At 62.7% G+C, this 12050-nt stretch carries 11 protein-coding genes; 6 read left to right on the plus strand and 5 right to left on the minus strand.

Annotated elements, in window-relative coordinates; genetic code table 11:
• Window positions 1–126: 126 nt before the first annotated feature.
• Window positions 127–2127 carry an acetyl/propionyl/methylcrotonyl-CoA carboxylase subunit alpha gene (locus OVY48_RS19175; protein ID WP_313924040.1) on the plus strand — a complete coding sequence of 667 codons (2001 nt, stop codon included), beginning with the start codon at window positions 127–129 and terminating at the stop codon, window positions 2125–2127.
• Window positions 2128–2229: 102 nt separating this feature from the next.
• Here OVY48_RS19175 and OVY48_RS19180 read toward each other — a convergent pair whose 3' ends face one another.
• Together OVY48_RS19180 and OVY48_RS19185 are read right to left on the minus strand one after the other, a co-directional pair.
• Entirely contained in the window at window positions 2230–3402 is a 1173-nt protein-coding gene (locus tag OVY48_RS19180) for an acetyl-CoA C-acetyltransferase (RefSeq protein WP_313924042.1), read from the minus strand.
• 49 nt (window positions 3403–3451) lie between these two features.
• Window positions 3452–4540, minus strand: a complete 1089-nt coding sequence (locus tag OVY48_RS19185; protein ID WP_409593467.1) for an alpha/beta hydrolase — start codon at window positions 4538–4540, stop codon at window positions 3452–3454.
• Here OVY48_RS19185 and phaR point away from each other — a divergent pair.
• The 3 genes from phaR (at window position 4539) to proS (ending at window position 7100) form a co-directional block, all read left to right on the plus strand.
• Window positions 4539–5120 (plus strand): polyhydroxyalkanoate synthesis repressor PhaR, encoded by a 582-nt coding sequence (phaR, locus tag OVY48_RS19190; protein ID WP_096060475.1) that lies wholly within the window; start codon window positions 4539–4541, stop codon window positions 5118–5120. The genes OVY48_RS19185 and phaR overlap by 2 nt on opposite strands.
• 21 nt (window positions 5121–5141) lie before the next feature.
• Window positions 5142–5483 (plus strand): hypothetical protein, encoded by a 342-nt coding sequence (locus OVY48_RS19195; RefSeq protein ID WP_313924044.1) that lies wholly within the window; start codon window positions 5142–5144, stop codon window positions 5481–5483.
• Between the two features lie 90 nt (window positions 5484–5573).
• On the plus strand, window positions 5574–7100 hold the full coding sequence (gene proS, locus OVY48_RS19200; RefSeq protein ID WP_313924045.1) for a proline--tRNA ligase: 1527 nt from the start codon (window positions 5574–5576) through the stop codon (window positions 7098–7100).
• A 9-nt stretch (window positions 7101–7109) separates the two neighbouring features.
• Here proS and OVY48_RS19205 read toward each other — a convergent pair whose 3' ends face one another.
• The 3 genes from OVY48_RS19205 to OVY48_RS19215 are packed head-to-tail and all read right to left on the minus strand — an operon-like array spanning window position 7110 to window position 10465.
• On the minus strand, window positions 7110–7499 hold the full coding sequence (locus tag OVY48_RS19205) for a DUF4440 domain-containing protein (protein ID WP_313924046.1): 390 nt from the start codon (window positions 7497–7499) through the stop codon (window positions 7110–7112).
• Window positions 7500–7550: 51 nt separating this feature from the next.
• Entirely contained in the window at window positions 7551–9836 is a 2286-nt protein-coding gene (locus OVY48_RS19210) for an EAL domain-containing protein (protein ID WP_313924047.1), read from the minus strand.
• A gap of 14 nt (window positions 9837–9850) precedes the next feature.
• Complete coding sequence (locus OVY48_RS19215) at window positions 9851–10465, minus strand: plastocyanin/azurin family domain protein (protein WP_037476808.1); 615 nt, start codon at window positions 10463–10465, stop codon at window positions 9851–9853.
• A 123-nt stretch (window positions 10466–10588) separates the two neighbouring features.
• Here OVY48_RS19215 and OVY48_RS19220 point away from each other — a divergent pair, with 123 nt between their 5' ends.
• Entirely contained in the window at window positions 10589–11461 is an 873-nt protein-coding gene (locus tag OVY48_RS19220) for a DUF3034 family protein (protein ID WP_313924048.1), read from the plus strand.
• A gap of 10 nt (window positions 11462–11471) precedes the next feature.
• On the plus strand, window positions 11472–11945 hold the full coding sequence (locus tag OVY48_RS19225) for a group 1 truncated hemoglobin (RefSeq protein ID WP_313924049.1): 474 nt from the start codon (window positions 11472–11474) through the stop codon (window positions 11943–11945).
• Window positions 11946–12050: the final 105 nt, after the last annotated feature.

A 12050-nucleotide genomic window follows, 5' to 3' on the forward strand; every position in this document is an offset into this window, starting at 1 on the left:
CGGGAAGTTCCTACCCGAAAACGCACATGGTGTTCTTCTGCTATTTCCAGGTTTGCCGGTCATCATTGGCGGGCTGTTAGCTACCCACATAATTACAGAACGTATAAGTCGGAGCAGGCAAAAATAATGGCAATCACCAAGATCCTGATCGCGAACCGTGGCGAAATTGCGTGTCGTGTCATGCGCACGGCCAAGAAGATGGGCATCAAGACCGTCGCGGTCTATTCCGATGCCGATGCGCGCGCGCCGCATGTGCTGATGGCGGACGAGGCCGTCCATATCGGCCCGTCGCCTGCAGCCCAATCCTATCTGATCGCAGACAAGATCATCGAGGCCTGCAAGCAGACCGGCGCGGACGCGGTCCATCCCGGCTACGGCTTCCTCTCCGAACGCGAGAGCTTCCGTAAGGCGCTGGACGCGGAAGGCATCATCTTCGTCGGTCCCCCCGCTAATGCCATCGCGGCGATGGGTGACAAGATCGAGTCCAAGAAGCTCGCGCTGGGAGCGGGCGTCAATGTCGTGCCGGGCTTCGTCGGCGTCATCGACGACACCGAACATGCCGTCAAAATCTCGAACGAGATCGGCTACCCGGTGATGATGAAGGCGTCGGCCGGTGGCGGCGGCAAGGGGATGCGCCTCGCTTATAATGAGCAGGATGTCCGCGAAGGCTTTGAAGCGACCAAGCGCGAAGGCCTGGCCAGTTTCGGCGACGATCGCGTGTTCATCGAGAAGTTCATCGAAAGCCCGCGCCATATCGAAATTCAGATATTGGGCGATCAGCATGGCAATATCGTCTATTTGAACGAACGCGAATGTTCGATCCAGCGCCGTCACCAGAAGGTGGTGGAGGAAGCGCCGTCGCCCTTCGTCACACCCAAGATGCGCAAGGCGATGGGCGAGCAGTGCGTCGCGCTCGCCCGCGCGGTCGGCTATTTCAGCGCCGGGACCGTCGAACTGATCGTCAGCGGCGCGGACACGACGGGTGAGGGCTTCTACTTCCTCGAAATGAACACCCGGTTGCAGGTCGAACATCCTGTGACCGAAGAAATTACCGGCGTAGATCTGGTCGAACAGATGATCCGCGTCGCCAATGGTGAGGCGCTGACCTTCACCCAGGATGACGTCAAGATCAACGGCTGGGCGATCGAGAACCGCGTCTATGCCGAAGACCCCTATCGCGGCTTCCTGCCGTCCACTGGTCGCCTGATCCGCTATAATCCGCCCGAAACCGGCACCGATGAGAACGGCGCGCTCATCCGTGTCGATGATGGCGTGGTCGAGGGCGGCGAAGTCTCCATGTTCTACGACCCGATGATCGCCAAGCTGATCACCTGGGCACCCACGCGGCTGGAGGCCATCGACAAGCAGATCGAGGCCCTCGACAAGTTCGAGATTGAAGGGCCGGGCCACAATATCGATTTCGTGTCCGCGCTGATGCAGCATGAGCGTTTCCGCTCCGGCAACATTACCACCGGCTTCATCGCTGAAGAATATCCCGATGGCTTCCAGGGCGCACCCGCGTCGCCCGAATTGCTGCAGCGGCTCGCGGCGATCGGTGCCTTCGCCGCCATGGCCCAGGCCGACCGCGCCCGCCGCATCGACGGCCAGTTGGGCAAACGCTTGCCGCCACCCACAGGCTGGCAGGTCAAGATCGGCGACAGCGTCCATGATGTGGAAATCGACGGCGACGATGTCACCGTCGATGGCGTGGGCGTAGACATGGCGCTGGAATATACGCCCGGCGATCGGCTGATCGAAGCGGAGTTCGGCGAGGAGGAATTGGCGGTGAAGATCGCCCCGACCCGCGCCGGCTTCGTCCTGACCGCCCATGGTGCCAGCCATAAGTTGCGTATCCTGCCTGCCCATGCCGCGCCCTATGCCGCGCACATGATCGAGAAGATCCCGCCAGACCTGTCGCGCTACCTGATCTGCCCGATGCCCGGCTTGCTGGTCGCGCTGCATGTGGGGGCGGGCGACAAGGTCGAGGCCGGTCAGCCGCTCGCCGTGATCGAGGCGATGAAGATGGAAAATATCCTGCGCGCGCAAAAGGCTGGTGTGGTGAAGAGCGTGTCGGCCGCCCAGGGTGACAGCCTGGCCGTCGACGCGGTCATATTGGAGATGGAGTGACGCGCCTGATAGCGCAGTCGCTGATCCGGCTGACCTGAACCATAATAAAAAAGGCCGCCGCTCCGATTGGAGCGGCGGCCCTTTTTCACACTTACGCAGACATCAGCGCTCGATGCACATCGCCACGCCCATGCCGCCGCCGATGCACAGCGTCGCCAGACCCTTTTTCGCATCGCGCTTGGCCATTTCGTAGAGCAACGTCGTCAGCACGCGCGCGCCCGAAGCACCGATCGGATGGCCGATGGCGATCGCGCCGCCATTGACGTTGACCTTCTCCGCATCCCAGCCCAGTTCCTGGCCGACCGACAGCGCCTGCGCCGCGAACGCCTCATTGGCTTCGATCAGGGCGAGGTCGGCGACGGACCAGCCTGCCTTTTCCAGCGCCTTCCGGCTTGCCGGGGCCGGGCCGATGCCCATGATCGAGGGATCGACGCCGCAGGTGGCGAAACCAGCGATCCGCCCCAGGATCGTAGCACCGCGCTTGGCCGCAGCATCAGCGGTCATCAACACCAACGCGGCGGCACCATCGTTCAGGCCGCTCGCATTGCCGGCGGTCACGCTGCCATCCTTCTTGAAGGCCGGACGCAGCGCCTGCATCCCCTCGATCGTGGCACCCGCGCGGATATATTCGTCGGCATCGACGATGGTGTCGCCCTTGCGGCCCTTGATCGTGATCGGCACGATTTCGTCGGCAAAGCGACCCGAAGCGCGCGCCGCTTCCGCCTTGTTCTGGCTGGCAACGGCGAAAGCGTCCTGCGCTTCCCGGCTGATCTGATATTTTTCCGCCAGATTTTCCGCGGTGATGCCCATATGATAATTGTTGAAGGCGTCGGTCAGGCCGTCGTGAATCATCGTGTCGATCAGGCTGACATTGCCCATCTTGCTACCGCCACGCAGATATTGCGCATGGGGGGCGAGCGACATGCTTTCCTGCCCACCTGCAACCATGATGTTGGCGTCGCCCGCACGGATCGCCTGTGCCGCCAGCGCAACAGCGCGCAGGCCTGAACCGCACAACTGGTTGATGCCGATGGCGGTGCGTTCCACCGGAATGCCCGCATTGACGGCGGCCTGGCGCGCCGGGTTCTGGCCCTGGCCTGCACTTAGCACTTGGCCCAGGATCACTTCGTCCACTTCCTCCGGCGCGACACTGGCCTGCGCCAGTGCAGCGAGGATCGCCTGGCGACCCAGTTCATGCGCCGGGGTCGATCCGAAAGCGCCCATGAAGCTACCGACGGCGGTGCGCTTGGCGGCGGTAATCACGATGTCTGACAAAGGCCTGATCCTCTAATGACAGGGGTTGTTTTCGCCCGCGCCCATAGCATCATCCGCCATGGCTGGAAACCCAATCGGACAGTGGATCCCATAGTAGTGTGCGTGCCCGGCCGCCCACGACCATGCCGACATGTCCCAATGCCAGGCTGCGTTGTTCGGCGAGATCCGGGGCGGCTGCGGCGGGCACGATGCGGTCGGTTGTCGAGCGGATCGAGAGGCTGGGGCAGGGCAGGGCTTTGGGATCGATTACTTTGCCGCCTACCGACCACCGCCCTTCGCCGGTCGCATTGCCCGCATAGAGGTCATCGAACAAGTCGCGGGCCGCAGCGAAAGTCAGCGGTGCGCCTTCATTGGCCCAATCCTCGACCGCGAGGAACGCGCGGGCCGCGTCCGATCCTTCCTCCATATCGGCGAAGGCGGCATATTTCTGGATCGTGCGCTTGGGGTCCATCGCCCAGAAGCCCGATTGCAGCACTTCCATCGGCACATAACCCAGCCGTTCGCAGATCGCCTTGGCGTCGCCCCACAGCACGCTGATTTCCTGTCGGTCGGCATCGGCGAACCCGTCGAACGTCCAGGGCGACGCGATCGCGACGACGGCCGTTACCTCGCGCAGCATGGCCGCAGCAATCGCCAACGTGCCGCCAAGGCAATAGCCCGCCAGAATGGGCGGGCGCGGTAGATCGGCGAGCAATGGCAGTAATCGCTCCGTTATATGCGCATCCAGGCCCATCGCTGCATCGCGGTGCGTCGGCGCGCCCCAATCGACCAGATAAGCGTCATGCCCCGATGCGCACATGTGGCGCAGCATCGATCGGCTTTCCGACAGGTCCAATACTTGCGGCGGATTGATCAGCGATGGGATGAAGACCACCGGTGCCCGCCCATTTTCAACGCCATAGCGCAGCAGTCGAGCGCTGCCCGCCACGGCCACGCAATCGGGGGCGGGAGGAGCAGGCGCGCGCTGCGCCTCCTGATAGCGACGCAAGCCTGTGAACGCGCGGCGGCGCAGTTCAGGATCACCCTGCGTCTCGCGCCATAAAATATTGAGAAAAAGGGGTAATGGGCGCGGTCCATGTTGCGGTGCGACATGGCCTTGTGCTAGTGCAGAATGAGGTTCTGAGGGAGAGGCTTTCATGTCCAAATCTAAAGTGGTCAACGAATCCGATCCGGTCGTTATCAAGAAGTACGCCAACCGGCGTCTCTATAATACCGAAACTTCCAGCTACATCACGCTCGACCTGCTGTCGCAGATGACTCGTGAAGGGCGCGAGTTCACCGTGGTCGATGCTAAGTCCGGCGAGGACATCACGCACAACGTCCTGACCCAGATCATCATGGAGGAAGAACAGCGCGGCACCAACATGCTGCCGGTCAACTTCCTGCGCCAGCTGATTTCCATGTATGGCGATTCGATGCAGTCGATGGTGCCGCAATATCTGGAATCGTCGATGGATGCGTTCCGCAAGAACCAGCAGCAATTTCAGGAAGCCATGAAGGGCGCTTTTGGCGGCGGCCCATTGGCCGAGATCGCCAAGCGCAACCTGCAGATGTTCGAAGCGGCGGCCAGCGCCTTTGGCAATGGCGTGCCGGGGATGCCAGGCGTTCCGGGTGCGACACCTGCACCCGCTGCAACGGACGGCAGCAAGGATGACGAGATTGCGGCGCTCAAGGCGCAACTGGCGGCGTTGAACGCGAAGATCGACAAGCTGAGCTGAATAACAGGATCGGACGGGACCATGGCGAAGGCGGATCGGTTGGAGCGGCTCGACGTTCGCCGCGAGGAACTGGAACTCGCCTATCGCGAGGCGCTGATCGCGGCGCTCCAGACCACCGCCAGCGGCAAATGGGGCCTGTTCGATCATCAGAAGGACAAGACGGCACGGGCCAAGGCGGCCCCGATCGTCGCCAACCTGTGCGACACCGCCGAAGAGATTGACGATCTGCGCGCCACTTTGGGCCTGGAGCCGTTCGCCCTGCATCAGGATTTCATGGCTGCGCGCGGGCCGGTATCGTCCGACGCCGTCGGCGAACCCAAACAGGCACGCGCCTGGCTTGATCGACTGGGCGTCCCAGCCTGACTCCATTGCCATGCTCAGGGGTCGACAGGGGTAGCGCGCTTGCCCTATGGCGCGCCATTCCTTTCCGTTTCTAGCCTAAGGCCCGACCCCGTGAAGCACGCCCTTTCCGTCACCCGCGAACAGGATTTTTCCGCCTGGTATCAGGCCGTCATTACCGAGGCCGACCTGGCCGAGGAAAGCGGCGTGCGCGGCTGTATGGTCATCCGGCCATGGGGTTATGGCATCTGGGAACGTATCCAGAAATTGCTGGACGAACGGATCAAGGCGACGGGCCATGAAAATTGCTATTTCCCGCTGTTCATCCCGCTTTCCTATTTCGAGAAGGAAGCCGAGCATGTCGACGGCTTCGCCAAGGAAATGGCTGTCGTCACGCATCACCGGCTGATCCAGAAGGACGGCAAGCTGGTGCCTGATCCCGATGCGAAGCTGGAAGAGCCGCTGGTCGTACGCCCCACATCGGAAACGGTGATCGGTGCGGCGTTCAGCCGTTGGGTCCAGTCGTGGCGCGACCTGCCGGTCCTGATCAACCAGTGGGCCAATGTCGTGCGCTGGGAAATGCGCACCCGCATGTTCCTGCGCACCACCGAGTTTCTCTGGCAGGAAGGGCATACGGCCCATGCCAGCGTCGACGAGGCGCTGGAAGAAACGATGAAGATGCTCGAAGTCTATCGCAGTTTTGCGGAAGACTGCGTGGCGATGCCGGTGGTTGCGGGCGAAAAGCCGGAGAATGAGCGTTTCCCCGGTGCGGTCGCCACCTATTCGATCGAAGCGATGATGCAGGATGGCAAGGCGCTGCAAGCCGGCACCTCGCATTTCCTGGGTACGACCTTTTCCACGGCGCAGAATATCAAGTTCCAAAATGCCGAAGGGCAACAGGAACTGGCCCAGACGACCAGCTGGGGCATGTCGACGCGGATGATCGGCGGCCTCATCATGGTCCATGGCGACGATGACGGCCTGCGTGTGCCGCCGCGGGTGGCACCCTATCAGATCGTGGTCGTGCCCATGTTGCGCGACAATGACGAAGATGCCGCGATCGTCGATTATTGCACCGATCTGGTCAGTCAGTTGAACGCGCTCGACCTGTTCCGCGAGCCGGTTCGCGCGCTGCTCGACAAGCGCCCGGCCAAGGCCGCGACCAAGCGCTGGGGTTGGGTCAAGAAGGGCGCGCCGATCGTGATCGAGGTCGGCGGCCGCGATGTTGCGGGCGGCAATGTCTCGGTCATCCGCCGCGACCGGCTCTATCGCGAGGATGGCAAGCTCGACAGCCAGATCGTGGCGAAGGGGGACTTCGTTGCGGGGGCCACGTCGATCCTGACCGATATTCAGCAGGCGCTGTTCGCCGATGCCAAGGGACGGCTCGACAGCAATATCGACAGCTCGATCAGCTCGCTGGATGCGCTCAAGGCCTATTTCGACGCCAGCGCCAAGCCGGGCTGGGCGCTGGTGCAGTGGAGCAAGCCAACCGGCGATGCGCTCGACAAGGTCGTGCAGTGGCTGAAGGGCGAGAAGCTGACGCTGCGCAATGTGCCGAGCGATGCAGCGGCGGCTGATGGCAAGTGCATCTTCACCGGCGACGCGGCGGTGGAACGGGTGGTGGTCGGCCGCTCCTACTGAGCGGCCCCTTCATGCGAGGGTGAGGTAGATCTCGGCCTCGATCAGCCAGTCTTCGCCGCTTTGCCGCCATTTGGCGGTATAGATGCCAGACGCTTGCGGTTTGCCCGTCGAGGCAAGGATCCCTTGCCATTGGCCATGCTCCATCGCGATCGGTTCGACGGCCGACGCGATAATCGTGTCCGGCGTTCGGGTGTAGATCAGCCGCTCCGCCGCGGCGAACTCGCGCCGCCACGCCAACATCTGCGCCTTGCGCCCGGCCAGCACCGCACTGTCCGTCCCCGCAACGAGAATGGCGTCCCGCGCCAGCAGCGTTTCGATCATGCGCAGGTCGGCTTGCGCCAGCGCGCGGTTGAAGCTGGCGCGGCGCATGCGGATGGCAAGGTCTGGGGTGGTGGTCATGGAAAGCGGTCGTAGGTCGTGCCACCCGCCGATGCAATTGGCAGACCGACGTCAGGCGGCCAGACGGTCGCCCGACAGCTTCTCCAGCAACGCGGCCACCTGACCCGCCGGAATCGGACGACTGAAGAAATAGCCCTGGATCTGGTTGCAGCCTTCGGCGCGCAATATCTCCAACTGCTCGCTGCTTTCCACCCCTTCGGCGGTGGTTTCGATGCCCAGCGCATCCGCGAGCGTGGTGATGGCGCGGATGATGGCAGTCGCGCCATCATGTTCCAGCAGATCGATGATGAAGCTGCGATCGATCTTCAACTTGTCGAAGGGGAAACTGCGCAAATAGCTGAGCGACGAATAGCCCGTGCCGAAATCATCGAGCGCGATCCGCACGCCCAAGGCGCGCAGCGAATGGAGCGAGCCGAGCGTCGCTTCGACATTGTCGATGAACAGGCTCTCGGTGATCTCCAGTTCCAGCCGGTTCGGTGCCAGGCCCGACCGCGCCAACGCCTGCAACACGATGCTGTTGAGCGTCGCACTGCGGAACTGCACGGGCGAGATATTGACCGCGATGCGGATGTCGTCGGTCCAGGTCGCGGCGATGCGGCAGGCTTCGTGCAGCGCCCATTCGCCGATCGGGACGATCAGGCCGGTTTCCTCCGCCAGCGGTATGAACTGTACGGGCGACACCATGCCATGTTCCGGGTGGTTCCAGCGCAACAGCGCCTCGAACGCGGTTACGCGGTTCTGCGACAGGCCGAACAAGGGTTGGAAATAGAGTTCCAACTCCCCCTTGCGCAGGGCGTCATGCAGATCGATCTCCATCGCGCGCCGGGCCTGTGCTTCAGCATCCATCGCGCTTTCGAAAAAGCGATGGCTGCCCTTGCCGTCATCCTTGGCGCGGTGCAGCGCCAAGTCGGCATTTTTGAGCAGTTCCGTCGCGTCGCGGCCATCCTGTGGTGCGAAGACGATACCGATGCTGGTACCGGTCACGATCCGATGGCCGTTGACGTCGAACGGTTGCGCCAGCGCCTTGACCAACGCGCGACCAGTCTGGTCGGCGCTGCCGCTGCCATCGGGCAGGATCACCGCAAATTCATCGCCGCCCAGCCGCGCCACAAAGCCTTGCGGACAGGTTTCGCCCAGCCGCGTTGCCACTTCGCATAGCAGGGCGTCGCCGGTCGGGTGGCCCAGCGTATCGTTCACCGACTTGAAATTGTCGAGGTCGAGGCAGAACAGCGCAAAGTTCGCGCCGCCATGACGGCTAAGCGCGAGCGCAATCTGTTCGCGCAACAGGGTACGATTGGGCAAGCCCGTCAGCGAATCATGAAAGGCCATATGAGCGATCTGCCGCTCGCGTTCCTCGACCGCATTGACCATGCGATTGAAGCTACGTGCCAGCTGGCCGATTTCGTCGCGTGTTTCCACCGCCACCTCGGCATGCTGGCCTGCACTGACCTTGCGCGCGGCGGCCTCCAGCGCCACGATCGGGCGGGCCAATCGGCGCGACGCGACGAAGGTGCCCACGATCGCCAACACCGCGCCCAACGCACCAAATCCGAGCAACGCCCATAGGATCGGCGCATAGTCCCGCAACGCGCGCGTCAGGCTATATTCCAGGACGAGTATCTGCGGCGCCGATTCGACCAGGGTCGGCACGCTGCGGGCTTGCATCAGGATGCGTTCGCCATTGCGTGCGACTTCCTTGACGGTGCCTGCGCCAATGTCCGATCCGGTCTGCGGCAGGATGCGGGGATGCAGGTCGATCGAGGACAGGCGCGCAATCTGCCTGAGGTCGGCCGGACCCATCGTCCGCGCAAAGATCACCCATCCCGTGAGGATCGGCGCGCGCACCGGAGAGGCGGCGACCATGTAATTTTCCCCGCCCCAATGGGCGACGCCGCGCTCCCGGCCCATGTCCAGCGCGTCGAATAACTGATTCTTCTCACCGACCGACATGCCCGGCATATGGCCGACGACAGTGCCATCGACGCCCACGAACAAGGCGTGCTGCAGGTCGAAGCGGCCCTGGAGGCTTTCGAGCGCGGATATGATGGTCGGTGCATCGCTCGTGCCGACGGCCTCGCGGAACCCGAAATCGCTCGCCAGCACATTGCCGGCCTGCGCCATCTGGCTGACCTGCATTGCGGCAATGCGATCGAACAGCGCGCTGCCGACGGCCATTTCGCGCCGGATCGACTTTTCGGCATAGGTTTCGATCGCCATGCGTGTGCCATAGAGCGCCAGCATCGACACACCCACGAACAGCGCCCCGTAGAAGAGGGTCATCCGCAGGGTCAGCGTCGATTGCAGCCGCCAGACCCACCGCTGCCATAGCCCCGTCAAGGCAGTTGCGCCCTTCACCGCGCGGCGCGCAGCGTCAGCGGCACCGTCTTGCTGGCGGCACCGCTACCGGGAATGGGGACGTTCACCACCAGTTCGTTATCCTTGGCGCGCAGCAGCGGATGCCAGATCGTCACCTGTGCCGTGCCGGTCGCCATGCCAGTGATCCGCGCCGTGCCTGCCGCGTCGCTCTTGGCGGCGAAGGGCGTCTCGACGACTTTGATGAAGCCCGTCATCTGATCATGGATATTGCATCCCACCGCGACGGCACCCGGCGTCTTGAAAGTATAGCTGCGGGTCTCATCCTGGCCGAATAACTTGATCTCGAACTTGGCCGGGCGTGAAAAGGAATAGACGTGGTGGCGCACCTTATCCTTGTTGGGAAAGCGCACTGTAGCCCCCACCGGCACGATCAGGACATGCGGCACGAAGGCGACATTCTGCTGGATCATTGTAGTGGGCCAGGGAAAGCGGATGGGGCCTGCGGGGATGCCGCCAGCGGGCCGGACGGAAACGACGGCATCGCTCACCGGGCGCCCCGCCGCATCGACCAGTTTGAGATTGAGATCCCCGGCCACGACTGGGCTGGCCGTGCAGGACAACAGAATGAGCGCAAAGCGTAAGTTAGGCATGCCGCTGTGTTTAGCGGTAAATATTGAACAATTACTTATAATCCGCGTGGATCGCCAGAACCCGCTCTCTTCCCGGCATCACGCTGAATATTTTTTTAACCAGGTCCGTCTATGTCGCTGAACATGACTCGACTTCTCCTTGCCGCCACTATGGCGCTCCTCGCCACCCTATCCCTGTCTCCCACGGCGAGCGCCAGACCGCTCCGCCATGGCGGCAAGCTCCTGCTTACCAATGGCATTGCGTCGCTTGAGGGCGCGAGCGGCGGCGGCCTTACCCCCTGGGCTGTGATTGCGGGCAACGAAACGGACGAAGGTATCGGCCTGTCCGGCCATGGCACGATGGTCGAGGTGAAGGATTATGATTATTGGAGCGCGGGCGTAGCCGTCGGCTTTCGCGACCGCCTCGAACTCAGCTACGCCCATCAGAATTTCAATACCAACGACATCGGCACCGTGCTGGGCCTGGGCAAGGACTATGCTTTTTCGCAGGATATCATAGGAGCGAAGGTCCGGGTCGCGGGCGATCTCGTCTATGACCGGCTGCCTGCCATCGCGATCGGCGCGCAATATAAGAAGAACGGGCAGGGCGCGGTCGTCCGCGCGATCGGCGCACAGGATGACGAAGGCGTCGATTATTACGCTTCGGTCAGCAAATTATTCCTGTCGCGCTCGATCCTGCTGTCCGGCACTGCCCGGCTGACCAAGGCGAATCAGATGGGCCTGCTCGGTTTTGGTGGCGACAAGCGCGACAGCTATGGCCTGCAGTTCGAAGGATCGGCCGCCTGGCAATTGTCACGCCGGGTCGCGATTGGCGGTGAATTTCGCAGCAAGCCCGACAATCTGGGGATCGCGCGAGAAGATGACTGGTTCGACCTGTTCGCTGCGGTCGCGGTGCATCGCAACCTGACTGCCACGGTCGCCTATGCCGACCTTGGCTCTATCGCCACCGTCAAGGGCCAGCGCGGCCTGCTCCTGTCACTCCAGGCCGCTTTCTAAGGACGTCATCATGTCGCTGATTCTCTCGCTGCTCCTGCTGCAAGCCGCACCCCATGCCATGCCCGGCGAAGACGCGGTCGATCCCTATACGCCCAATGCGGCCCATGCCGGCGGTGCGCCCTTCACCGGCAGTGCCATGGCGCGGGCGTTTCACGGCCAGGACGGCATCAGGCGTGTGGTCGATGGCATGGTTGTCCGCGCCTATGCCGATCCCGTTATTGGCGAGATTTTCGTGGGACATGACAAGGTGCGCCTGAGCCGGACACTGTTCGAGCAATTTTGCTACCTGCTGAACGCTGGCTGTTCCTACAGCGGTCGCGACATGGCGAGCGCGCATAAGGATTTAGGGGTGCAGCGTAAGGACATGAACCGCCTGGTCGAGCTGCTACAGGAAGCGATGCGCGCGGAGCAGATTGATTTCCAGGCGCAAAACCGCTTCCTGTCGAAACTCGCGCCGATGCATCATGATGTGGTGAAGCAATAAGCCAGCCGCCAACGGCGGTAATGGTGCATCTGGTAAGAGCGACTTCGAACCCGCCAAGGTTCGCAAGGCCGAACGGCCGCCCGAGCTTATGCGAGGCCAGCCAAG

Source organism: Sphingobium sp. SA2 (assembly GCF_032227065.1).
Lineage (GTDB): Bacteria > Pseudomonadota > Alphaproteobacteria > Sphingomonadales > Sphingomonadaceae > Sphingobium.